The organism is Tumebacillus sp. BK434 (assembly GCF_004340785.1).
Classification (GTDB): domain Bacteria; phylum Bacillota; class Bacilli; order Tumebacillales; family Tumebacillaceae; genus Tumebacillus_A.
Window position 1 is genome coordinate 39,583 of record NZ_SLXS01000007.1, and the last position, 22,017, is coordinate 61,599.

The 22,017-nt window shown below is 57.3% G+C and carries 33 protein-coding genes; 21 read left to right on the plus strand and 12 right to left on the minus strand.

The features are described 5' to 3' along the window. Positions 1 to 30: 30 nt before the first annotated feature. From EV586_RS16190 to EV586_RS16210, 5 genes are all read right to left on the minus strand, one after another. Positions 31 to 1,281: a BaiN/RdsA family NAD(P)/FAD-dependent oxidoreductase gene (locus tag EV586_RS16190; protein WP_132946154.1), complete on the minus strand. Its 1,251-nt coding sequence runs from the start codon at positions 1,279 to 1,281 to the stop codon at positions 31 to 33. A gap of 74 nt (positions 1,282 to 1,355) precedes the next feature. After that, entirely contained in the window at positions 1,356 to 1,652 is a 297-nt protein-coding gene (locus tag EV586_RS16195; RefSeq protein WP_132946155.1) for a DUF1292 domain-containing protein, read from the minus strand. 87 nt (positions 1,653 to 1,739) lie between these two features. After that, entirely contained in the window at positions 1,740 to 2,099 is a 360-nt protein-coding gene (locus tag EV586_RS16200) for a YlbF/YmcA family competence regulator (protein WP_165898653.1), read from the minus strand. A gap of 60 nt (positions 2,100 to 2,159) precedes the next feature. Further along, a complete protein-coding gene (locus tag EV586_RS16205; RefSeq protein WP_132946157.1) occupies positions 2,160 to 2,357 on the minus strand; it encodes a hypothetical protein in 198 nt (65 codons plus the stop codon). Positions 2,358 to 2,433: 76 nt separating this feature from the next. Continuing rightward, complete coding sequence (locus EV586_RS16210; RefSeq protein WP_132946158.1) at positions 2,434 to 2,712, minus strand: hypothetical protein; 279 nt, start codon at positions 2,710 to 2,712, stop codon at positions 2,434 to 2,436. Between the two features lie 342 nt (positions 2,713 to 3,054). Here EV586_RS16210 and EV586_RS16215 point away from each other — a divergent pair, with 342 nt between their 5' ends. Further along, positions 3,055 to 3,504: a DUF1292 domain-containing protein gene (locus tag EV586_RS16215; protein ID WP_132946159.1), complete on the plus strand. Its 450-nt coding sequence runs from the start codon at positions 3,055 to 3,057 to the stop codon at positions 3,502 to 3,504. A gap of 51 nt (positions 3,505 to 3,555) precedes the next feature. Here the strand turns inward: EV586_RS16215 and EV586_RS16220 are convergent, their stop codons facing one another. Then, a complete protein-coding gene (locus EV586_RS16220) occupies positions 3,556 to 3,828 on the minus strand; it encodes a DUF3055 domain-containing protein (RefSeq protein ID WP_132946160.1) in 273 nt (90 codons plus the stop codon). A gap of 137 nt (positions 3,829 to 3,965) precedes the next feature. Between EV586_RS16220 and EV586_RS16225 the strand changes: the two genes are divergently transcribed. The 6 genes from EV586_RS16225 to EV586_RS16250 all read left to right on the plus strand — a co-directional run bounded on the left by EV586_RS16225 (position 3,966) and on the right by EV586_RS16250 (position 8,193). After that, positions 3,966 to 4,607: an LON peptidase substrate-binding domain-containing protein gene (locus tag EV586_RS16225; protein WP_132946161.1), complete on the plus strand. Its 642-nt coding sequence runs from the start codon at positions 3,966 to 3,968 to the stop codon at positions 4,605 to 4,607. A gap of 61 nt (positions 4,608 to 4,668) precedes the next feature. Beyond that, entirely contained in the window at positions 4,669 to 4,932 is a 264-nt protein-coding gene (locus tag EV586_RS16230) for a hypothetical protein (protein ID WP_132946162.1), read from the plus strand. 103 nt (positions 4,933 to 5,035) lie between these two features. Next, positions 5,036 to 5,500 (plus strand): isochorismatase family protein, encoded by a 465-nt coding sequence (locus EV586_RS16235; RefSeq protein WP_132946163.1) that lies wholly within the window; start codon positions 5,036 to 5,038, stop codon positions 5,498 to 5,500. 380 nt (positions 5,501 to 5,880) lie between these two features. Next, the gene (locus EV586_RS16240) at positions 5,881 to 6,150 is read left to right on the plus strand and encodes a rhodanese-like domain-containing protein (protein ID WP_132946164.1); all 270 of its coding nucleotides are present in this window, start codon (positions 5,881 to 5,883) and stop codon (positions 6,148 to 6,150) included. Positions 6,151 to 6,294: 144 nt separating this feature from the next. Beyond that, complete coding sequence (gene clpP / locus EV586_RS16245; protein ID WP_132946165.1) at positions 6,295 to 6,888, plus strand: ATP-dependent Clp endopeptidase proteolytic subunit ClpP; 594 nt, start codon at positions 6,295 to 6,297, stop codon at positions 6,886 to 6,888. Between the two features lie 66 nt (positions 6,889 to 6,954). Beyond that, positions 6,955 to 8,193, plus strand: a complete 1,239-nt coding sequence (locus EV586_RS16250; protein ID WP_132946166.1) for a class I SAM-dependent methyltransferase — start codon at positions 6,955 to 6,957, stop codon at positions 8,191 to 8,193. Positions 8,194 to 8,380: 187 nt separating this feature from the next. Here EV586_RS16250 and EV586_RS16255 read toward each other — a convergent pair whose 3' ends face one another. Continuing rightward, positions 8,381 to 9,223 (minus strand): DegV family protein, encoded by an 843-nt coding sequence (locus EV586_RS16255; RefSeq protein ID WP_165898654.1) that lies wholly within the window; start codon positions 9,221 to 9,223, stop codon positions 8,381 to 8,383. Positions 9,224 to 9,415: 192 nt separating this feature from the next. On the opposite strand from EV586_RS16255, the gene EV586_RS16260 reads away from it, so the two are divergent. The 5 genes from EV586_RS16260 to EV586_RS16275 all read left to right on the plus strand — a co-directional run bounded on the left by EV586_RS16260 (position 9,416) and on the right by EV586_RS16275 (position 13,915). After that, positions 9,416 to 10,438 (plus strand): glyceraldehyde-3-phosphate dehydrogenase, encoded by a 1,023-nt coding sequence (locus EV586_RS16260; RefSeq protein ID WP_132946168.1) that lies wholly within the window; start codon positions 9,416 to 9,418, stop codon positions 10,436 to 10,438. A gap of 133 nt (positions 10,439 to 10,571) precedes the next feature. Beyond that, complete coding sequence (locus EV586_RS16265; protein ID WP_132946169.1) at positions 10,572 to 11,726, plus strand: cysteine desulfurase family protein; 1,155 nt, start codon at positions 10,572 to 10,574, stop codon at positions 11,724 to 11,726. A gap of 4 nt (positions 11,727 to 11,730) precedes the next feature. Then, positions 11,731 to 12,924 (plus strand): tRNA uracil 4-sulfurtransferase ThiI, encoded by a 1,194-nt coding sequence (gene thiI / locus EV586_RS16270; protein ID WP_132946170.1) that lies wholly within the window; start codon positions 11,731 to 11,733, stop codon positions 12,922 to 12,924. 81 nt (positions 12,925 to 13,005) lie between these two features. Further along, positions 13,006 to 13,149, plus strand: coding sequence for a hypothetical protein (locus tag EV586_RS21220; protein ID WP_165898655.1), 144 nt, complete (start codon positions 13,006 to 13,008; stop codon positions 13,147 to 13,149). Between the two features lie 139 nt (positions 13,150 to 13,288). Next, the gene (locus EV586_RS16275) at positions 13,289 to 13,915 is read left to right on the plus strand and encodes an RsfA family transcriptional regulator (protein WP_132946171.1); all 627 of its coding nucleotides are present in this window, start codon (positions 13,289 to 13,291) and stop codon (positions 13,913 to 13,915) included. Positions 13,916 to 14,027: 112 nt separating this feature from the next. Here EV586_RS16275 and EV586_RS16280 read toward each other — a convergent pair whose 3' ends face one another. The 3 genes from EV586_RS16280 to EV586_RS16290 all read right to left on the minus strand — a co-directional run bounded on the left by EV586_RS16280 (position 14,028) and on the right by EV586_RS16290 (position 15,290). Further along, positions 14,028 to 14,219 (minus strand): DUF896 domain-containing protein, encoded by a 192-nt coding sequence (locus EV586_RS16280; protein ID WP_132946172.1) that lies wholly within the window; start codon positions 14,217 to 14,219, stop codon positions 14,028 to 14,030. A gap of 95 nt (positions 14,220 to 14,314) precedes the next feature. Then, the gene (locus tag EV586_RS16285; RefSeq protein WP_132946173.1) at positions 14,315 to 14,770 is read right to left on the minus strand and encodes an N-acetyltransferase; all 456 of its coding nucleotides are present in this window, start codon (positions 14,768 to 14,770) and stop codon (positions 14,315 to 14,317) included. A 100-nt stretch (positions 14,771 to 14,870) separates the two neighbouring features. Next, the gene (locus tag EV586_RS16290; protein ID WP_132946174.1) at positions 14,871 to 15,290 is read right to left on the minus strand and encodes a hypothetical protein; all 420 of its coding nucleotides are present in this window, start codon (positions 15,288 to 15,290) and stop codon (positions 14,871 to 14,873) included. A gap of 82 nt (positions 15,291 to 15,372) precedes the next feature. Here EV586_RS16290 and EV586_RS16295 point away from each other — a divergent pair, with 82 nt between their 5' ends. Then, positions 15,373 to 16,098 carry an HAD family hydrolase gene (locus EV586_RS16295; RefSeq protein ID WP_165898656.1) on the plus strand — a complete coding sequence of 242 codons (726 nt, stop codon included), beginning with the start codon at positions 15,373 to 15,375 and terminating at the stop codon, positions 16,096 to 16,098. A 205-nt stretch (positions 16,099 to 16,303) separates the two neighbouring features. Then, a complete protein-coding gene (locus EV586_RS16300) occupies positions 16,304 to 17,797 on the plus strand; it encodes a PASTA domain-containing protein (protein ID WP_132946176.1) in 1,494 nt (497 codons plus the stop codon). 51 nt (positions 17,798 to 17,848) lie between these two features. Here EV586_RS16300 and EV586_RS21665 read toward each other — a convergent pair whose 3' ends face one another. Next, positions 17,849 to 18,046 (minus strand): Rdx family protein, encoded by a 198-nt coding sequence (locus EV586_RS21665; protein ID WP_132946177.1) that lies wholly within the window; start codon positions 18,044 to 18,046, stop codon positions 17,849 to 17,851. Positions 18,047 to 18,217: 171 nt separating this feature from the next. Between EV586_RS21665 and EV586_RS16310 the strand changes: the two genes are divergently transcribed. Together EV586_RS16310 and EV586_RS16315 are read left to right on the plus strand one after the other, a co-directional pair. Further along, entirely contained in the window at positions 18,218 to 18,607 is a 390-nt protein-coding gene (locus EV586_RS16310; protein ID WP_132946178.1) for a hypothetical protein, read from the plus strand. Continuing rightward, positions 18,604 to 18,993: a (deoxy)nucleoside triphosphate pyrophosphohydrolase gene (locus tag EV586_RS16315; RefSeq protein WP_132946179.1), complete on the plus strand. Its 390-nt coding sequence runs from the start codon at positions 18,604 to 18,606 to the stop codon at positions 18,991 to 18,993. Before EV586_RS16310 ends, EV586_RS16315 begins: the two co-directional genes overlap by 4 nt. On the opposite strand, the gene EV586_RS16320 is transcribed toward EV586_RS16315, so the two are convergent. Beyond that, complete coding sequence (locus tag EV586_RS16320) at positions 18,990 to 19,292, minus strand: hypothetical protein (RefSeq protein ID WP_132946180.1); 303 nt, start codon at positions 19,290 to 19,292, stop codon at positions 18,990 to 18,992. The genes EV586_RS16315 and EV586_RS16320 overlap by 4 nt on opposite strands. A gap of 215 nt (positions 19,293 to 19,507) precedes the next feature. Between EV586_RS16320 and EV586_RS16325 the strand changes: the two genes are divergently transcribed. From EV586_RS16325 to EV586_RS16345, 5 genes are all read left to right on the plus strand, one after another. Then, the gene (locus EV586_RS16325; RefSeq protein WP_132946181.1) at positions 19,508 to 19,879 is read left to right on the plus strand and encodes a helix-turn-helix domain-containing protein; all 372 of its coding nucleotides are present in this window, start codon (positions 19,508 to 19,510) and stop codon (positions 19,877 to 19,879) included. A 5-nt stretch (positions 19,880 to 19,884) separates the two neighbouring features. Then, the gene (locus EV586_RS16330; RefSeq protein ID WP_132946182.1) at positions 19,885 to 20,127 is read left to right on the plus strand and encodes a hypothetical protein; all 243 of its coding nucleotides are present in this window, start codon (positions 19,885 to 19,887) and stop codon (positions 20,125 to 20,127) included. Between the two features lie 7 nt (positions 20,128 to 20,134). Continuing rightward, positions 20,135 to 20,629 (plus strand): methylated-DNA--[protein]-cysteine S-methyltransferase, encoded by a 495-nt coding sequence (locus EV586_RS16335; RefSeq protein ID WP_132946183.1) that lies wholly within the window; start codon positions 20,135 to 20,137, stop codon positions 20,627 to 20,629. Positions 20,630 to 20,718: 89 nt separating this feature from the next. Then, positions 20,719 to 21,054, plus strand: a complete 336-nt coding sequence (locus EV586_RS16340) for a PadR family transcriptional regulator (RefSeq protein ID WP_132946184.1) — start codon at positions 20,719 to 20,721, stop codon at positions 21,052 to 21,054. 2 nt (positions 21,055 to 21,056) lie between these two features. Further along, on the plus strand, positions 21,057 to 21,947 hold the full coding sequence (locus tag EV586_RS16345) for a permease prefix domain 1-containing protein (protein WP_132946185.1): 891 nt from the start codon (positions 21,057 to 21,059) through the stop codon (positions 21,945 to 21,947). Positions 21,948 to 22,017: the final 70 nt, after the last annotated feature.

The following is a 22,017-nucleotide window of genomic DNA, read 5'->3' on the forward strand; positions in this document are numbered from 1 at the left end:
CTGTTCCTCAGCGAACAGGGCTTTTTATTGTCAATGCAGTTCAGCAGCGCTTTTGCCTGCGACGTAGCCGGTGGAGAAGGCGACGGTGATGTTGAAGCCGCCGGTGTAGCCGTGCAGATCGAGCACTTCTCCGGAGAAAAACAGTCCTGGCATCAGTTTCGACTGCATGGTGCTCGGCGTGATCTCTTTCAGATGCACGCCGCCGCCGGTGATGAACGCTTCTTCGATCGACAAGGTGCCGGTCGCCGTGATCGGCAGAGCTTTGAGCAGCGCGGCCAGCTCGGCGAGCGGTTTTTTCGGCAGGTTGGCGAAAGTGGTGTCTTCCGGCAGGCCGGCTTGGCTCAGGCAAAGCGGGATCATCCGCTCCGGGATGTAGCCTTTGATCACGTTTTTGAACGCTTTTTTCGGCTCCTGTTCGGCGAGCTTGAACAGCTCGCTGTGCACGTCTTCCGGCCGTTTGTCCGGGAACAGGTCGAGCAGCATCTGCACGGAGCTGCCGCCTTTTTTCAGCTCCTTGACGACAAATTGGGAGCAGCGCAGCACGGCCGGGCCGGAGATGCCGAAGTGGGTGAAGATCATGTCGCCTTCGTGCTCGATCACTTTCTTGCCTTTGGCGTTCAGCACGGTCAGGACGATGTGGCGCAGGGACAAGCCTTGCAGGTCGCGAACCCACTGCGTATTCGACCGGACCGGGACCTCGGTCGGGTAGAGCTCGGTGATCGTGTGGCCGGCCGCGCGCGCCCAGGCATAGCCGTCACCGGTCGAGCCGGTCTTCGGCACCGACATGCCGCCGACGGCGATGATCACCGTCCGGCTGTCGAAGCTCCCGCCGCCGCGCAGTTTGACGCCGGCCACTTGGCCGTCTTCATAGCGGACATGGGCGACCGGCGTGTTCGTTTTGATCGTGATGTCGAGCTCGTCCATCTTGCGCAGCAAGGCGTCGAGCACCGACTTGGCCTTGTCGGTGACCGGGAACATCCGGCCGCGGTCTTCTTCTTTCAGCTTGATGCCGAGGTCTTCGAAAAAGCGGACGATGTCGCGATTGTTGAACACAGAAAACGGCCCGTGCATGAAGCGGCCGTTGCCAGGGATATGCTTGATCAGCTCATCGATGTCTTTGTTGTTCGTCACGTTGCAGCGGCCGCCGCCGGAGATCAGCAGCTTGCGGCCGAGCTTGTCCCCTTTTTCGAGGAGCAGCACCTTGGCTCCGTGCAGGCCTGCGGAGATCGCCGCCATCAGGCCGGACGGTCCGCCGCCGATGACGATGCAGTCGTACTTCATGAAAGGTACCTCCAAAGGCGTTTGATGATATGAAAAAGCCACTGTCCGAAAACAGTGGCATTTCAATTCAGCGACTACTCAGCGTCAGCCATCTTTTCGTAAGCAGCGACTACGCGGTTCCACTCTTGCTCATCTTCGATGTCGATGAGGTATTCTTCGCCCTCTTCGTCTTCTTCGATGCGCATGATGAAACCATCGTCTTCGGTACCGTCTGCAGCGACGAGGATCGCATAGTGCTGTTCTTCCACTTGCATGGTCTCAACGATGATAAACTCACGCTCGTTGCCCTCGTCATCGGTCAGGATAACGACTTCTTCATGCTCGTGGTCGTGGTTGCAGTTCTCGTCATGTACATGGTTATGATCGGACATGAGGTGATCCCTCTCTTCCTTAGGTAAAAGTCTTGGATAATAATAGCATGCTCGTTTTTCGCCGTCAAATACAGGAAGATTCAGGGGCTACGCTTCCGGCGTTGCGGCGATCGTCGAGGCGATTTTTTCGGTGACCGCCTGCAGCAGCTCATCCACTTTTTGCATCGCTTCTTTGTACGCTTTCACTTCCGGATAGCTGTCCAGCTCCGCCTGCAACTGCTTCATGTCCTGGCGCAGGCCGTCGAGGTGCGGGCCTTGCGAGTATTCGGCGAGGCGGTCGTAGTTCTCCTGCAGCTCTTTGAACTTGGAGACTTTGGCGGCAAGCTCCGCGTTGGCCAGCATCTGCTCTTCGCATTTTTTATAATGATCGACTTCAGGCGTGCGCAGAATCATCTCCCCGAGTTCAAACGCCTGTGCCCAGATTTCGTTGCGGTCGAGTGTGCTCATAAGTAAAACCCTCCTGACTGAAAGAATCCACACCCCAAGGCGGGATGTGGATGTGATCATTTAGTGCTTGTATTGATGGTTTGCGTTCAAATGTTTGAACTTCTCGTCGCGCTTATTGTCGTAAAGTTCAGTGATGAAACCGACTGCGATCCCGGCAACAACGGAGAGGCCCAAGAGTGCGTATGAATGCGAAAGTATCCCGACGACGACCAGCACGAAGCAGACCGCGTAGAAAAAGTAACGATTGAGCATCGACATGGGACAAGACCTCCTTTTCTTCCTCTTCCCATTATAGACGAAACCCCACATCGGTCGCAATGTGGGGCGCTTGGATTTAATCGGCGTTGTTCAGAAATCCCCACGATTCCACATGGCCGTGCGGCCATTTGGTCTCGGCGATATGGGCGAGCGGCGAGAGGCTCTCTGCGGGCGAGCCGGGCATGTAGATGCCTTCGAGCACGTATTTGGCCGTCTCCAGGCAGCGGCGGGCATTGTGCAGCGCGTCGGGCAGGCTCGGGTCACTCATGTAAAACAAGGCGGAGTTGATCAGTCCGCGCGTAGACTGTTCGACGTTGCCGACTTTGGTCTGATAGGTGTGCTGGAAGTTGTCCATGTGTACCCTCCTTTGCTTGTCGCAGCTAGTTTCTGCCGAGTCGTTCAAGAGATATTCACTTGACGTTCATGGATGGTACTTTTATTCTAAAAGGGGTATATGTATAGCGCTTTTTTGTAAAGGGTATATGAAAGACTGGAAAGGGGGCGACGCGCAATGATCGGAACGCTCGCTGCCGTAGCCGCAGTTTTGGGCTTGCTCTTCATGTGTGCTTCGATTACGAAGGAAAACACCGAGAAGGCAGTTCGAAAGCAATACGAATCCTGGGAAAATTAATCCCAACCTCTGACAGCAGGGCCGTGCGAACAGCCCTGCTGTTTTTCCGAAAAAGGAGTGACACGTGTGGAACACCACAAGTTTCGGTTCATAAAAGGCCGTGAGTATGCGTTTTTCCATGAAGACGTTCACTTGCTGATGATCGATTTTGAACGCGACGAGAAAAAGGAAATCTACCGCATCGACGATCAGGAAGCGGATGGCACATACATATTAGAGTATCCGGGCGAGTTGTACATCGAGCAGATCAAAGAGATCATCACGTCGATCTTCTTCGTGCAGGTCAGTGAAGAGCACCGCGAAGGACGCTATGCGCTGGGGGCGTATTTCACCTGTCAGCGCAAGGAGTACGCTTTGTTCTATGACCGTGAGAACCTCGAGAATGCCGAGCTGATCTTCTTCCGCGCCGTCGCGACCGGCACCGGCGATTACGAGCTGTCCAACATCACCGACGAGGACGAGTACCGCGAAGTGGTCGAACACATTCAGGAGCGCTACGGGCACATCTTCTCGTAACAGAAAAAAGGCATGTCGTTTCGTAGCTCGCACGAAAGACATGCCTTTTGCTTATTTCGGGAGGTTGCCGAGCAAAAATTCGGCCAACTCCTCGGTCTCTTCCTGGTCGGTCAGTCCGAACTGCGCGGCGAGGATGTGCAGCTTATCCTCTTCGAGGTCCTCTTTGTCGAGGATGGCGCTGCGGCCGGACTGGATGTTGGTGACGATGCTTTTCCCGTAAAATTGCTTGGTTTGGGTGATCGCCAGGTCCCAGCGGTGGTTGCCGACGAAACCGACGAAACGAGTGATCGTTTCTTCCTGATCGTCATACATGTTGATATACATAGAAGGAACACCTCTTTTTTCAGATCTGATATGTACTCATCCTATAGTACGATTTTCAATGTGCTTCTACAAGTCCTGCGCGTCAGGGTTTATAATGGGAGCAAACAGAACTGCCAGAAGGGAAGGGGAATCCGGGGATGTCGACGTTTCGCTTACAGCTGTTTCCGCTGCATGCGGTGCTCTACCCGCATGGACTGTTGCCGCTGCATATTTTTGAACCGCGTTACCGCACGATGATCGAGATGTGCGTCGAGCATGACGTGCCGTTTGGGGTCGTGCAGATTCTCTCCGGCCTCGAGGCGGGCGGCAGGGCCAAGACGGCCGACGTGGGTACGGTCGCCCGCATCCAGAGTCTGACGCGCCTCGAAGACGGGCGCATGCTGATCACCACCCGCGGCGAAGGGCGCTTCAAGATCCTCTCGTCCGCCTATGACGGAGAGTGTCTGACCGCCGAGGTGGAGCCGCTGGAAGACCGTCCGACACCGGAGCTCACGTTGGCGTCGGCCATCAAGGAGAACGCCGATCTGCCGGAGCTGTTCGACCGCTACCACCGGCTGTTGTCGCACTCCTTGAACGCGGTGTACGAGAAGCTCAACCTGCCGAACGACCCGGAGCTCCTGTCGTGGATGATCCCGGCGTTTTTGCACGTGCCGCCGGAGCTGAAGCAGGCGGTGCTGAGCAACACTTCGCTCCCGCAGCGCTTGGAGCTGGTGCGGGAACTGCTCGAAGAAGAGGCGGAGAAGCTCGAAGAGATGATCCGGGAAGCGCGCGGAGAGTAGTTATGCTATAATAGTTTTCGATCTGTTGGGAAACGATAGAACACAGGAGGGAAACGTGCAGATGGCAGATACCAAAGCGCAGCTCCTTAAGCTGATCGAGTCGATGGATGAATACATCGGGCAAGCCAAAGCAGGCATGAAGAAGAACTATGACCAGATCGAAGGCATGCGAGCGGAACTGACCGAGCGCGGCTTCGGCGAAGCGCTGGAAGAAGTGGAAGGCGTGGTGGAGATCACCGGGCACCACGGACAGGCGCTGGGCCGTCTGACGATGGCCGGGATGGTGCGAGGCGAGCTTCAGAAGATTCTGGACGGGCTGGAATAGACAAAATAACGTCAAACACTGTTTGGAAACTCTAATTTACAACTTATTGCTTCTTTGTTACCATAGAAACGACTATGAATGGCTGGAAAGGTGAGGGTCGATCATGAAAAAAGCTCTGTTGATCACCGATATTCAATCTGATTTTCTCGGCAACATGGATTACATATATCCGCTCTGTCAAGAATACCTCGACAAGTCCGGCGACCAGTATGACCTGATCGTACTGACGCATTGGAAGCACGAGGAGAACCACAACGAGAACACCTTGATGCTCAAGCATCCGAAGGCGCACATCGTCGAGAAGCGCGGCTATTCCGCGTACAACGACGAGATGAAGCAGCTGTTGGCAGACAACAAGATCGACACCGTGCATCTGGCCGGCATCGACTCCGACATGACCGTTCTGGCGACCATGTACAACCTGCTCGACGCAGGCTTCAAAGTACAGGTGCTCGAACGCCTCTTGGCATCCTTCTCCACCCGCGGCTGGGAATCGACCACGATCATGCGCTTCGTTCTGGGCGATGAAAACGTGCTGTCCCTCGGCGGCGGCCGCGTTTGGGTCTAATTTCAGCTGTGTGCGAACCTGCCCGCCGGTAGCCGGGCAGGTTTTTTCTGTCAGGGTTAGCCCCCTCTCCTCGCGGTAACACTAAGCTCAAATTCGAAGCGAGGTGAGGAGCTTGTCTTGGGTCTATTGGGCAGGATTGTATGACAGCAAGTTCGAGGCCTATTGTGCCGTGATGTGGGTAGAAGGCGACAAGCGGATCTATGGGCAGCAGCCTCCGCAAGAAGTGGAATTATACCGTACCAATCGCGGCAAATTCGGAGTACGTTTCAAATAAGCAGTTTAAAGCAGCACCGGACAGGCTAAACTGAATCTGTAACTCAAAGCCCGCTTGTGACACTTGGAGTGCACAAGGGGCTTTTGTGTGAGAGGAGATCTGTGTCATGAGTGAACAGCCGAAAGTCATCCTCGACATTCGCGGCGAAGAAGAGTACATAACCGGTCACATTCCGGGCTCGAAAAACATCGGGCTGCAGGAATTGTCGTTTGCGCTGGGTGATGTGGAGCCGGATGAGAAAATATTGCTGGTCTGCCGCACCGGAAAGCGTGCAGGGCAGGTAAAGCTGTTATTGGAAGACGAAGGGTATCATAATGTAGAAGTACTGGCGGGCGGCATGGAAGCGTATAAAGGCGAGATTGAAAAAGGGGAGTAAGCAAAAGAGTCAGGTACTTCTCATTTTTGACCAAAATTGACCTTTCTTGACCTTCTGACCGTCTTTGACCTTTGGCAAATTATCAGTATACTTAGAAGTAAGCAAATCACACCAACACGCACGTTGTAAAAGGAGGATTTTCAGATGAATCTCGTCCCGTATGTAATCGAACAGACTTCGCGCGGTGAGCGCTCTTACGATATCTACTCCCGCCTGCTGAAAGACCGTATCATCTTCCTCGGTACCGAGGTGAACGACGATGTGGCGAACTCGATCGTGGCACAGCTGTTGTTCCTGGCGGCCGATGACCCGGATAAGGATATCCACCTGTACATCAACTCGCCGGGCGGCTCGATCTCCTCAGGCTTTGCGATCTATGACACCATGCAGTACATCAAGCCGGACGTGTCGACGATCTGCATCGGGATGGCGGCGTCGATGGGTGCGTTCCTGCTGGCAGCAGGCGCGAAAGGCAAGCGCATCGCACTGCCGAACGCAGAAGTGATGATCCACCAGCCGCTGGGCGGCGCGCGCGGCCAGGCGACCGACATTGAGATTGCGGCGAAGCGCATTTTGCACACCAAAGCGAAGATCAACCAGATCATCTCCGAGCGCACCGGCCAGCCGATCGAGAAAGTGGCGGCCGACTCCGACCGCGACAGATGGTTCGATGCTCCGGAAGCGCTGGAGTACGGCCTGATCGACAAAGTGATCGAAAACATCAACGAAGTGAAATAAAGAGATCTGCAAGCGGCAGGGGACCCTTCTCCTGCCGTTTTTGAGTTTGGAAGCGAGGGATGCAAAATGACCGAACTAGGGAAATGGATGGCAGCACAGATCCGCCAAGGCGGCCCGGTGCCGTTCGCACAGTTTATGGAGTGGGCGCTGTACCACCCGGAACTGGGCTATTACACCGGCGAGCGCCGCAAATTCGGCAAGGCGGGCGATTTCTATACCAGTCCGGGGATCAACCCGGTCTTCGCCGAAGTGCTGGCCGATCAGCTGGCGGAAAAAGCGTCGCTCGTGGCAGCAGAGCCGTTTGTGCTGCTCGAGTTTGGCGCGGGCGAAGGGATGCTCGCCCGCGACCTCCTGAACCGCTGGCAGGCGGAGCATCCGGCGTTGTACGCGAATGCGGAGTACCGCATCGTGGAGATCTCGCCTGCGCTGCGGGCACGGCAGGCCGAGCTGACCGGGGCACATCCCGGCAAAGTGGCGTGGATGACGCGCGAAGAGGTGCTGGCTGGCGGCGCGTTTGTCGGGGCGGTGCTGACCAATGAGTTTGTCGATGCCTTCCCGGTGCACCGGGTGGTGAAGCAGGACGGCGGGCTGGCCGAGCTGTATGTGGATTGGGAAGCGGAGCCAAGGCGGACGGACGGGATGTTCGACATGGAAGTTCGCGCGGACATGGCCGCAGGACTTCCGAGGGAGCAGTTGGAGCAGGATAGTTCGGAAGCTGTGCCCGGCAGGAGTGTACACGATGAGGGTGCCTTCGAGCCGGGGAGATATGTTGTCATTCCCGGTGCGCTTTCTGATGTTCGGATCGAAGAGTACGCTGCCGCCTACGCCGCTGGGATGATCCGCGGGCAGGTGACCGAAGTGGGGCTGCCGGGGCTGGATTGGTATCAAGAAGTTGCCGGGCTGTTGCAGCAGGGGTGGATTCTGACGATCGACTATGGCTTCGATGCGGAGATGCTGCATCACAAGAGCCGGATGGACGGCACACTGCGCGGGTTTTATCAGCACACGCTGGTCAGCGATCCGTTTCAGCACGTCGGCGAGATGGATCTGACGGCCGATGTCAATTTTACCGCTCTGCAAGCGGTCGGTGAGCAGGCCGGGCTGGTGACCGAGTTTTACGGCTCGCAGGCGAAATATCTGCTGCAGAGCGGCATCTTGCAGCGCCTGAAAGACGTATTCAGCGCCGACCTGATCAACGACCCGGACATGAAGCGCAACCGGGCGATCAAGCAGCTGATCATGCCGGGCGGGATCGGCGATCATTTTAAAGTGCTGGTGCAATCGCGAGGCGTCTCTGTGCTATAATGGACGGGTATTGCAGTAAAGGGGTGACAAGCCTGTGTTCCTGAAACGTTTGTCCATCGCGCTGTTTGTATTCTGCGTGTTGTTTTTGGCCTTGGGCCTTTGGTTTATGAAAAGCGGTAACATGGTCGGCTAAGAATATGCAAAAAAGCCACGGAATTCCTTTTGACAGGAGCCGTGGCTTTTTTTATTATGATTTGGCTACGTAGAGCAGACCGGTCGTGCCGGCTCCGACATGCGCGCCGACAACGCCGGAGATCTCGATGAGCGCGGTGTTGGTCACGCCTTGCTCGTGCAGCAGAGCCTGCAGCTCGAGCGCCTGCTCCGGCGCAGCGACGTGGCCGATGCCGAAGATCAGATCCGGGTCGGGCTGGTGCTCCTGCACATAGCGCAGGATCGTCGCCAGCGCATTTTTCTTGCCGCGCACCTTGTCGTACTGTTGCACGACACCTTCTCGATCGAGCATCAGGATCGGCTTGATCGCCAGCAGCGAACCGAACAGGAAGGCGAGATTGTTGATCCGCCCCGATTTGCGCAAGTTGTCGAGCGTCGCCACGGAAAACACCAATTGAGAGCGCTTTCTTAGATCTTGCAAGCGTGCTGTGATCTCCTCCGCATTCTTGCCGGCGTGCGCCAGCTTCGCAGCTTCCAGCGCCAAGACGCCTTGGCCAAAGGAAACGTTCAGCGTGTCAAAGATCGTCACGCGATCCGGATCGCTCACCATGTCACGCCCGATTCTGGCCGACTGCACGGTGCCGGAGAGGGTGGAGGCGAGGCCGACATAATACACGTCGTCGCCCGCGTCTAAAATCTTCTGGAACCGGTCGCGCATCAAAGCAGGGCTCGGCTGGGAAGTGGTCGGCAACACTTTCGATGCGGCCATCTTCTCATAAAATTCTGCTTTGCTGATCTCGATTCCGTCGGCATATGTTGTACCTTCGAAGATCACATTAAGCGGGACAATGTCGATCCCATACTCTGCGACCATCGAAGAAGTGAGATCTGAAGTGCTGTCCGTTACGATTCGGAGCATAATCATCCGCCTTCCATTCCACAGATTTATAAATTATAACATAGAACTAGTTATTAGGACTAGGTATTTAGATTTTTGTCAATTGTGACATACTTTTTCAGAATTTAGACGAATATAGTGTGGATTATTGGCAAGTTGTTGTGTAAAATAGGGTAGAAACTAACGCATCAGTCCGCTGGGAGGTACTAATAGATGTCTATCAAACTTGCAATTAACGGTTTTGGCCGTATCGGCCGCATGGTGTTCCGTGCAGCAGCACTTGACCCGCAAATCGAGATCGTGGCGATCAACGCAACTCATGATGTGAAAGCGCTTGCGCATCTTTTGAAATATGATTCCGTACAGGGCAAATTTAATGCAGAGGTCGAAACGACCGCTGACAGCATCATCGTGAACGGCCGTGAGACGAAGATCGTCGGCGACCGCAACCCGTTAAATCTGCCGTGGAAGGAACTCGGCGTTGACATTGTGATCGAAGCGACCGGCAAGTTCCGCTCCAAAGAGACGGCCGGCCAGCACATCACCGCAGGGGCAAAGAAAGTCATCATCACTGCACCTGGTAAAGATGAAGACGTGACGATCGTCATGGGCGTCAACGAAGAGATGTACGATCCTGAAAAGCATGATGTCATCTCCAACGCATCCTGCACCACCAACTGCCTCGCCCCGGTGGCGAAAGTGCTGCATGACAAGTTCACGATCCTGAACGGGCTGATGACGACGATTCATGCCTACACCAACGATCAGAACAACCTCGACAACCCGCACAAAGACCTGCGCCGCGCCCGCGCTTGCGCCCAGTCGATCATCCCGACGACGACCGGCGCTGCCAAAGCGGTCGGTCTCGTGCTGCCGGAGCTGAAAGGCAAGTTGAACGGCTTCTCGATGCGCGTCCCGACCCCGAACGTATCGGTGGTTGACCTTGTGGCGAACGTCGCTCAAGACGTGACGGTCGATGCTGTCAACGCTGCGCTGAAAGAAGCGGCAGCAGGCTCGCTGAAAGGCATCCTCGGCTACACCGATGAGCCGCTCGTTTCGGTTGACTTTGTCGGCGATGCGCGCTCTTCGATCGTCGACGGTCTGTCCACGATGGTCGTCGGCGAGAAGACGGTGAAAGTCGTCGCTTGGTACGACAACGAGTGGGGTTACTCCGAGCGCGTGGTCGACCTCGCCCGTCTCGTCGGCAAGAAATTGCAAGAAAAAGTGTCCTGCTAAGCGAGAATGCAGGGAAAATTGGCAATAAGAGTCGCCAGCGGGCGGCTCTTTTTGTATAATGGGGAACGGTACATCAGGGAAGTATAGTAAGCACTATGGGCTGGCAGTGCCCCGAGAGGTGGGGTGTTACGCAATGAAACAAGAGATTTACCTGGACAACAGCGCGACCACCAAGCCGTATCCGGAAGTGATCGACAGCATGGTCGCGATGATGGAAGCCAACTACGGGAATCCGTCCTCCTTACATAAAAAAGGCCTGGTCGCCGAAAAAGAAGTCGACAAGGCCAGAGAGCGCGTCGCCAAAGCGCTCGGCGTCAAGAAAAATGAGATCGTGTTCACCTCAAGCGGCACGGAAGCGAACCATCTGGCGCTGTTTGGCGCAGCACTGGCTTACGTCTCGCGGGGCAAGCACATCATCACGACCGGCATCGAGCACGCCTGCGTCTACGATGCGGCCAAGGAATTGGAAGCGCGCGGCTGGCAAGTGACGTTTGTCAGCGCGGGCCCGGACGGCGTGGTGTCGGTCGAGGACATCAAAGCAGCCTGGCGCGATGACACGGTGCTGGTGTCGGTGATGCATGTGAACAACGAGACGGGCGCGTTGCAGCCGATCCAAGCGATCGGCGCATTTCTCAAGGACAAGCACAAAACGCTGTTCCATGTCGATGCGGTGCAGGCGCTGGGCAAGGTGCCGCTCAAGATCAAGGAAGCGGGCATCGACCTGCTCGCCGTCTCCGCGCACAAGATCCACGGCCCGAAAGGAGTCGGCGCGCTCTATGTGCGCGACGGGGTAAAACTGACGCCGATGTTTTACGGCGGCGGCCAGGAAAAAGGCTTGCGCTCGGGCACGGAAAACGTGCCGGGCATCGTCGGCTTTGGCGTGGCGGTCGAACGGACGATGAAAGAGATGCCGCAGGCGGCCGCTGCGATGCGCGAGCTGCGCGGCTATCTGGCCGAGCAGATTGTGGCGACGATCCCCCAGGTGCGGATCAACACGCCGCAGGACGCGGCGCCGCACGTGCTGAACGTCTCGTTTGAAGGCGTGCGCGGCGAAGTGCTCGTGCACACGCTGGAGACGCATGGACTGTTCGTCTCGACCGGCTCGGCCTGTTCGTCGAAGGAAAAGATTTACTCCCGCGTGCTGCAAGTGATGGGGCTGCCGGAGAAGCAGCTCGAAGGCGCGGTCAGGATTTCGCTCGATGCGGCGAATACCCGCGAGGAAGCGGACTTGCTGCTGCAGGCTTTGAAGTCGAGTGTTGAAGATTTGCGACTGTTTTCACGGAGGTAGGACTATGTACACAACGTTTATCGTTCGCATGGGCGGCGAGATCGCCATCAAAGGGAAGAACCGCCCGCAATTTGAAAAAGCTTTGCTGGAAAACATGCGCCTCTCGGTCAAAGGGATGGGCGTGAAGATCACCCGCACGGGCGGTCGGATCGAAGTCAACGTTGGCGAGGCCGACCCGCAGGAAGTGGCCGAGCAGCTGACCCAGGTGATGGGCGTCTCCTCGATCTCTCCGGTGGCGGAAGCGAGCCTGGATCTGGACAACATCAAAGAGACTGCGCTGCGCGTCGTGCAGGATGCGCTGGAGAAGCGCCAGACGCCGGTCACGTTTAAAGTGGAAGCGCGCCGCGCGAACAAGCTGTTCCCGCTGGAATCGCCGCAGATCATGCAGGAAGTCGGCCGTTACATCCTGTCGAAGATCGGCGACGGCCGTTTGAAAGTGGATGTGCGCAAGCCGGAGCTGACCTTGACGGTGGAAGTGCGCGAGGCGAAAACGTACGTCATGTGCGACGTGATCGACGGCCCGGGCGGTTTGCCGGTCGGCACGGCGGGGCGCGTCATGCTGCTGCTCTCCGGCGGCATCGATTCGCCGGTCGCCGGGTGGCTGGCGATGAAGCGCGGGGCGACGGTGGAGGCGATCCATTTCCACTCCTTCCCGTTCACTTCGGAGCGCTCGCAGGAAAAGGTCAACGACCTCGCCAAGATCCTTGCCAAACACGGCGCGCGCGTGCGTCTGCACAACGTGCATTTTACGGAGATCCAAAAAGCGATCCGCCAGCATGTGCCGGAAGAGTATTCGATCACGATCATGCGCCGCTTCATGATGCGCATCGCGGAGCAGCTCGCCCATCAGCGCAAAGCGCTGGCTCTGGTCACCGGCGAATCGCTGGGTCAGGTGGCAAGCCAGACTTTGGAAAGCATGTACACGATCAACAACGTGACGAACATGCCGATCCTGCGCCCCTTGGTGGCGATGGACAAGCGCGACATCATGGAGATCGCCAAGAAGATCGGGACGTACGAGACTTCGATTTTGCCGTATGAAGACTGCTGCACGATCTTCACGCCGAAAAATCCGAAGACGCGCCCCAAACTGCACGAAGCGGAGCGCGCGGAAGAGAAGCTCGACATCGATGCGCTGATCGCCGAAGCGCTGGAGAAGACCGAGTCGATTTTGTTCACCCGGTACGAAAGCCTGTAATCCCTCGTCTGCCACATAGTACCGCCAAGCGGCGGACACACTACTCCCAGAACATCATTTTCTTGGGAGGAGTGTGAGACGATGGCTGTAAAAGTGATGCGTACCTTGCGGATCGTCTCCACGATCGCAGGGGTCGTGGCGGGCGTGATGGAGCTTCGAAACATGTATTTCCGCCGCAAGCGGATGTGGCATGTGCTGCGTCGTTTGATTCGTCAGGTCGGGTAGTGGACACCACCTCTTTCTATAAATTGGAAAGAGGTGGTTTTTGCGTTGCGCGCATCTTGAGGTTTAATTTCGTTGAATTGCATATACATATAGAACCTATACTTTTCAGACAATTCATCTGGCGAAGGAGGGCCCTATGATGAAAAAAGTGCGTCAAGATGCGTGGTCCCAAGCTGACGACTCCTTGCTCGCTGAGGTCATCTTGCGCCATGTGCGCAGCGGCAGCACGCAATTGGCCGCGTTTCAGGAGGCGAGCAAGTCGCTTGGCCGGACGGCGGCCGCCACCGGCTACCGCTGGAATGCGAACGTGCGCAAAGAGTATGTGGCGCAGATCGAGATCGCCAAGGCGCAGTGGAAAGAAGTGAAGGGGCGGGCCGAGGCGGAAGGGACGGCCGTTCCTGAGCCGGCCGGTTGGGAGAGCGCGGCGGAGGGAGCTGTGGCGGCGCTGGATTGGCCGGCGGTGCTAAAGTTTTTGAAAGGGCAAAAAGGCACGGTCGGACAGCTGCAGACTCGGCTCACCAAACTGGAGCGCGAATTGGCGGTGCAGACGGCCGAAAACGTCCGGCTCAGCGAGGAGAACCGCAAGCTAAGGGCGGAGTTGAACCGGGTCGGACAGGAGCTGACCCTCGTCAAGGAAGACCACTCCGCCTTGGTCGGCATCATGGAGCGGGCGCGCAAACTGGCATTCGTCGGCGAGCCGTTGATCGAAGCGAGTCCGGCGGCGTTTGTGATGGAGGAAAACGGGAATCTGGAGCGGATGAAATAGGAGCGGACAGCGTGACGTTCGTCCTGTCGCGTACCAGGTGGCGGAGCTGCACCAGCCGTTTCCGAAAGCGAAAAACAAGAAAGTGCGCCGACCTGTGGTCGGCGCACTTTGTTTAGTGTTTCGTCGAGCCGTCGTCATCGACAAACTCGATCGCTTCTAATTGGTCGCGGAAGTTCGCGCGGAACACGTTCAGGTACTCTTCGCGCAGGGCAAGTTGTTCCTTCGCTTCTTCCGGCGTCATCGTGCCAGCCTTCTTCTTGCGGGCGAGCACGTTGATGCGTTCGATCTTATCAGGGGTCAGCATGTTGCTGCCTCCTTTCTATCGGGCAAAATAATTCCCCGTTAGTTTACAAGAAAAAGAACTGGGCGTCAAAAAGTTGAGCGCCCAGTGGAAGGTGATTACGCTTGCGGCTGCCAGACGTACGGGTTCTCCCCGCGGTCGCGCACCGGGTCGTATTTGACAGGTTGAAAGCCGAGTTTCAGGAAGAAATCCTGTGCGCCAAGCCGGACGTTGGTCTTGACCGGCAGGCCCTGCTCTTTGGCAAACTGAACGAGCATCGCGCCGTAGCCTTTGCCTTTGTAGCCGGGGAGCACTTCCAGCTTCATCAGTTCGTGGTAGGTGGTAGGCGGATCGAAGTAACGGTCATATTTGTCGAGAATGCGGTAGAGGCTCATGCGGGCGACAAGTTTGCCTTCTTCGTAGATCCCGTAAAAGGGCGAGACAGTCTGATCTTCGACCAGGTCTGCTTTTAAATCCTCCATCATCGACAGCTCTTCCAAACCGTTTTCCCGGAATTTGCGGAACTCCTCGAGGGTCTTGTAGTTGATCTGCAGCTTTTGCACTTGCGGCGACATAGCTGTCCCTCCCTTCAGCGTTGTTTCTTCCCTTTATTATATCGGAAAAGAAGAAACATTTGCCACCAATAGTTCGTCAAACTGAAGGAAGGGAGAGCGGTTACGCGACGCGAAGTGTCAGGAATGCGCTCATGATCTCGCGCAGCTGGCCGCTCGGGTTGTCCTGCAGGCGGAAGTGCTCAGCCATCAGTTTGGCGGGCGGAACGTGTCCGCCTGTCGTCAGCACGAGGGTGGGGACGACTGCCGGCAGAGCCATCGAGATCTCCGGCGGGTTCAAGAGCAGGAGTCCGGCGATGCGACCGGGCAGTCCGGCGGCGACTTCCAAAGCCGGAATGCAGTCGGCATCTGCCGCGGCGAGGATGACATGCTCCCAGACCAGACCATCGAGGACTTGCACCGCTTCGGCAGACGAGTCGATCGTCAGCACGGCGGCCGCGTAGACCGGGGTCGGGTCGGCGGAGATCTCTTCCAGCAAGGTGGAGCAGGCGTTTTTTTGCAGAATCAGCACGTGTTTGTACATGAATACTTCCTCCGTTCCTAGCAAGTGGTTTACGAGATTGATATGCGGTGCGGGAACGGTTTATGCAAAAGGGGATCGTAAAATGAACGTGGTATTGATCGATTTGGATGAAACGCTGTCCGATCACCGCCATTCCTCCCAGGCGGGCATCCGCACGCTGTGGCAGGAACATCCGGCATTGCAGCAAAAGACGGTCGAGGCGCTGGAGCATGAATTTTGGATCATGCTGGACAGCATGCACAGCGAAGTGTTAAAAGGCAATCTGACGCTGGAGCAGGCGCGGGTGGAACGCTTTCGCCGGCTGTTTGCCGGGTGCGGGCAGGAGCTCGCGGAACGTGAAATAGACGCGTTGACGGAGCGCTACCAAGCCGCGTATCGCCGTTCGCGCCGCGCGGTGCCGGGCGCGCATGAACTCCTGCGCTGGCTGCGCGAACAGGGGGCGAAGATCGTCGTCGTGACGAATGGATTTACGTCGGTGCAGCAGGGAAAATTGCGAGAGTGTGCGATGGAAGGGCTGGTCGATCATCTGCTCACCTCAGAGGCGGCCGGCGCGCAGAAGCCGGAGCGGAGCGTTTTTGAAGCGGCGCTGCAACTGGCGGGCGGGACGCCTGAGCGGGCGGTGATGATCGGCGACTCGTGGCAATCGGACGTGACGGGTGCCGCACAGCTGGGCATCAAAGCGTTCTGGCTGAACCGGCGGGAAGAGACCTGCCCCGACCCGGCGCTTGCCGTTGAGATCGGCGACCTGTCGCAACTGCCGGAACTTTTGAGCGCGCACTGGCATACCCTCAAAAATGGCTGCGTTTGACGAAGAAGTAAGGAGCGTATCGGTTCAACGCCAAAGTAACATTTCGGTTACATTCTAGCGTTTCGCGTCTATCTATCGACGGGAAGGTATAAACTAGTAGAAATGTTACCCGCATAATCCACGGTTTTGATACGTATTACGTATATGATGGCCCGCGAAGTTTGTCCGATGGTTGCAGCGCGGGGAATACGACGGGGGGATTGGCATGAACGAGCGAATCTTGGCAGGCCGGTACCGGCTGCTGGAAGCGATTGGCGGTGCATCCGATCTGTTTTTGGCACACGATGAGTCGCTGATGCGTCAAGTGGCGGTGAAACGCTTGCCGGGAAACGTGACGGATTCGAACCGTCAACATTGGGAACAGGAAATCGCCAAAGCGGCCGGACTGCATCATCCGCATCTGCTTGGAGTCTATGATGTGGTCGTCGAAGCGGAAGGCATATATTTGATTACGGAAGATCTGGAAGGGGATACGCTGTCCCGCTGGCTGCGCGTACAAGGCGCAGTCACGGCGGAGACGGCGATCGACATCGCCCGCCAACTGGCCAGCGCGGTCGTGCAGGCGGAGAAGCACGGGATCTTGCAGATCTCGATCGAGCCGGGCACGGTGCTGATCAATCAGGACGGCTTTTTGAAAGTGATCGGCTATGGACCGCTCTTGTCCGGGCGGGCGCAGACGGAGCAGGACCTGATCAAGACGATCGGCGTGCTGCTGTGCGAGATGTTGACCGGCAAGCCGTTTTCGCACCTGGCGCCGGTGCCGCAGGTGGTGCAGGAACTGCATCTGAGCCTGCAGGGGGCGGGCGGCGTGCACAGCTGGCTGCCGGAACGTCTGGAACGCATCGTGCTTAGGGCGCTCGGATTCGCTTCCCAAGGCAGCTATGGCGGCATCCATGATCTGCATCGCGACGTGAAAGCGGTGCACCATGCGCTTGGCCAGCAGGTCGACCGCCCGGCCGAGTCGGAAGCGGCAGGTGGCACTTACATCGAGCGGATGAAAGATTCGGTGCTGGAAGCCGCTCAGGAAGGGATCGAGAAGGTCGCCAAGCTGCGCCACATGGAATTTGCGAAGAAAGTCGCGGAAGAGAGTGCGCCGAAGCGTTTTTCCCTGCTGCCGTACATCGGGGTGCTGCTCGTGGTCGTGCTGGTCATCGGCGGCTTGTGGTGGTCGCTCGGGGATGAGACTTCCACGGCGTCGACCGATGAGCGCCAGCAGGGCGCGCGGCAGTTTGCGATGCCGAATCTGCTCGGCAAGACGGAACAGGAAGCGGTGCAGGCCCTCGCCGATAACGGCTATCCGAAAGCGAAGATCCAGTGGGTATACAGCGTGACGGATGACGGCGAGACCAAAGGCAAGATCTATCGCCAGTCGGTTGACCCGGGCGAGAGCGTGCAGGGTCAGGAAAAGCTGATCATCCTGACGGTCAACGGCACGTCCTCACCGGGCGGGAATCCGGGCGAATCTGCGGGCAACCCGGCCGGCGGGGGGACCCAAAAGCCGGTCGCAGAAGGTGAGATTCCCGACCTGCGCGGCTTGAGCCAGCAGGAAGCGGAGCAGTTGATGCTCAAGCACGGGTACCACTACTCGTTTTACATCAACAAAGGCGACACACCGTCCGGCACGGTGTACAGCCAGTCTCCGGCAGCCGGCACAAAAGCGTCAAAAGGCGCCGATGTGACGTTTTACGTTTCGCAATAAAAGGTGCAATAAGAAAGGCAGTCTGCGATGTGCAGACTGCCTTTTGGTATGTTAGAGAATTCGCGGTTTGAGAAGTTCGAGGACTTCGCCGTCTTCCGGGAAGCGGCCGAGTTCCTTTTTGGAGAAGATCAGCTCTCCGTTGAACGTGACTTCAAAAACGCCACCGCTCGCCGGGACCAGTGTGAATTCACCGATTTTCGTCATAAAATGTCCAAGCAGTTCGTCCGTCAACCTGACGGCTTTGGGCAAGTAGTTTCACATGTTGCAGTAGGCCAGTGTGATCACCGGTTTTTCCATGTGCAATTCCCCCTTGGAAGGTTGATAATGATGCTTATGTGTTATTTTAGCATAGATGAGACTCGCTTTCGACAAACTGCGGATACAAGTGATAAAATTTAGAGAAAGAACGGAGGAATCGAATTGACGATGGAATCGCTGGAAATGTTTGAACCGGTAAGCGGGCTGGAAGATCTGGTGCAGATCCTCGAGACCTTATTTGCAGATGACCGGGTGAGTGTGCGTTTGGAGATGCAAGTGGAGCGCGGGGAGTCGGTGACCGAACTCGTGCTGGCCCAGTTTAACGGCAGGCTCGACCTGTGCGATATCGTGATGTCCGAATTGGAAGAGGAAGTGGCGCTGGAATTTCTGTTTCAGGAGATGAGCGGGCCGGAGGAGGCAGAGGAGCCGAGTGCGGTTACGATGCCGATCGATCCGCAAGATACGGAAGTCGATCTGCACGAGCAGAAAGTGACGCTGGAGAGCGGCTCCTTCACGCTGACGCTGACTCGTCTGCCCAAGGACCCGGCATGAAACAGCTCGTCGTCACGGCGGCTGTGATCGAAAAAAACGGGAAGGTGCTGGTCGCCCAGCGCAAACCGGACGCGCATATGGGACTGAAATGGGAATTTCCCGGCGGCAAGCTTGAGTGGGGTGAAGATCCGCGGGCTGGTTTGGCGCGGGAGATCGCTGAGGAGCTCGGCATCGAGATCGCGGCGGAGGACGTGCTGGAAGTGGTGTCCCATGCGTATCAGGACCGCCACATCGTGCTGATCGGCTACCGCTGCCGCTACCTGCGGGGGGAACTGCGCCGGTTGGATGTGCACGATGTGCGCTATGTGCAGCCGGAGGAGCTCCTGACGCTCGACATGGCGCCGGCCGACTGGCCGATCGTGCATCGGTTGCTCGGCAAGAGTTAGAGCTGCGGGTGGCGGGGCGAGTAGAAGTCGCTGTGCGTGTATTTGCCGGCGAGCTCGGCCAGCGTGAGGTGGCGCAGGTCGTAGAAGATCTCCGGCAGGTCGTCGCCGACGTAAAACAGGGGATTGGACGCATAGCGCAGGTCGTATTCGCCGGGGGAGCCGGTCGCTTCCACGAGGTGGACTTCAACGTGCCCGTCAAAAAGGGCCAGCGCGGTGTTCGGGGCGACCAGGCAGCCGGGGATGCGGAAATGACCGCCCGTCTCTTCGTTTGGCCAGCGGATCAGGATCAGAGATTGCATGCTCGATACCTCCCTAGCAGGAATGGGGTGCTCTTGGTATAATGGGTGCCGCAGAGGGTGTTTTTGGTAGTTTTGATTATAGGTTGAAACTATAGTGTGAGTCGAAAGGTTGAGGGGCGAAGGGGAGCGGAGAGGGGCGATTAGCTCACTCAGGCGCTCTTTTTGCCTGTCAGGTTCGTTTTAGCGTGAGAACGTGTGTTCGGAGGTGCGGGAACATGTCAGAGCTGGGCGAGCGCATTCGCCGGGCGCGCCAGAAGCGGAATATCACCGGGGCGCAGCTGGCCGGATGCATCGGCGTGTCGGCTAACTATATCAGCGAACTGGAGCGCGGGGTCAAGAAGAACCCGTCGATGCAGGTGATCGCCGGTCTGGCAGAAGTGCTGGGCTGTCCGGTCGATTACTTTTTCGGCGTGGAGGAGAAGCGGCTTCGCGATTACATACCGGAAGATCTGAACGGCTACGTGCGGGAGTCGATCGTCGGGCGGTACGGCGCCGCAGAGCGCGACCTGCAGGAGATCGGCGATGCGGAGATGATGGAGGCGCTCGTCGAATATCTGCGGGAGATGAAGAACCGGTCGGAAGGGTGAGTGCTGTGAAGAAGCGATTGTTCTGGAGTGTTGCTCTGGTGGTGGAAGTTGTGCTGCTCGTCATTCTGTACGGTCAGTACAAAGATGTGGAATGGCGGATTTTCCTCGTGCAGGGTCAGCAGGCGTACCGCTATGCCGAATTGCATCAGGAGTGGCTCGCCTACTCGGGCGGCATGGTGCTGATCGGCTTGGCGCTGCCGTTTACCGTCTATTTTCTGATCGGCGCGCTGCGCAGGAAGAAAGGGTGAGCGAACGATGAAGATCAGCTATGACACGGTCGACACACCGCTTGGCGAGCTCTATGTGGCGGTCGACGAGGCGGGTGTGTGCAAGGTGGCGCTCAGTGCTGCCGAGTGGGAAGCGTATGCGGCGGAGCGGGGCGGGGTGCCCCGTGACACTGTGCGGTGCAGCGAGGCGGTGTGGCAGCTGCGGGAGTATTTTCAAGGGGAGCGCCGCGAGTTCGACCTGCCGCTGTCGGTGCACGGCACGCCGTTCCGCCAGCAGGTCTGGGCTGCCCTCTGCGAGATTCCGTACGGTGAAGTGCGCAGCTACGTACAGATCGCCGAGCGGATCGGCAAACCGAAAGGGCCGCGCGCCATCGGCCAGGCCAACCGCCACAACCCGCTGCCGATCCTGATCCCCTGTCACCGCGTGATCGGCAAAAACGGCAGTCTCGTCGGCTATGCCGGCCCGCGCACCGACCTGAAAAGCGTGCTCTTGGAGCTGGAAGGCGTTTTGCCGGCACGATAAGGCCTGGGAACTGACCCGGGCTTTTTTTTGTCAAACTACCTTGTATAGTGAGGTAGTTCGTTATATGATGGTGATGGGAGGTGGAATTGGTGAACTTTGACAAAGAAGTTCTCAAAGGCTACATCGATACGATTCTGCTCAGCATGCTGGCCGACCGCCCCAAATATGGGTTCGAGCTTGCCAAGCAGGCCCGGGAAACGAGCGGTGGAGACTTTGAGATGAAAGAGGCAACCCTGTACATCGCTTTGAAGAGGTTGGAGAAGCAGGGATATGCCACCTCGTTTTGGGACGATGCGGCCAGCGGCGGCGGGCGGCGCAAATATTATCGCTTGACGGAAGACGGCTTGGCGCGCGTGCGCGGCAAGAAACAGGAGTGGGAGTACCTCAAGGGAATGATCGACCGATTTCTGCAGGAGGTGGAGTAGTGATGTTGCAAGAGCAGAGGCTGAGCCCCAATGCGCTGCAGCGCATCGGACGCCAGGTAGAGGCGATGTGCCGGCAGTTGGACGAGCCGGAAGCGGTGATCTCCGAATTTCGCGAAGAGATGACCGGACATCTGATCATGAGCGTGGAAGACCTGCTGGGGGCCGGGCTGCCGGAAGAGGATGCATTGGCAAAGGCGCTGGAGCGATTTGGCGAACCGCAGCGGGTGACGGAGGAACTGGAGAGCCTGTATCGGATTCGCAAGACCTATGCGCGGTGGCTGTTCAAGACGGCGCTGGTCTTCGGGCTGCTGGGGATGCTGGTGATTGGAAGTTTTTTCGCCTGGAATGAAGGGCTGCATAACATCGTGGTGAAACGGTTGAACCACGAATTGTTCGCAGACGCGGCAGCCGGCAAGATTGGCGCGGAGATCACGCCGGAGCTTCAAGCGAGCTTGCAGGCGGCTGTGGACGATCATCTGTCCTTGCGCAGCGCATCTGCTGTGATCCGGGATATGAAGGAATGGGTGCCGTATACGTTCACCTACCCCGCCCAGTTGCCGATCGATGCAAGCGGCAACGTGCAGCGTGTGGATGGACTCTTATTCTATACGCTCTACACGGGTGCCATGATCCCGGTCGGAGATCAGGGAAAAGCGCTCTCCGTGACGTTGCAGCAATGGCTGTTCAGCAGTGGATATTTTATGCTTGGTGCTGTGTTCCTGTTCGCGTACTGGGTGCTGTTTGGCGCTTGGGGCATCCTCAACGTCTACTCGCGGCGGCCGATCACGGTGTTTTGGGCGCTGATGATCATTTTATTTAACGCGCTTGGGTATTACGCCTATCTGAAACTGCGGCAACTTTCAATCTTTCGTCCGGCGCTTGCCAAATCCTGATTTTTTCTTATCATAAACACAGAAGGCATCACTTCCGTACATACAATGCTCCTAGAAGGAGCGTGGGAGC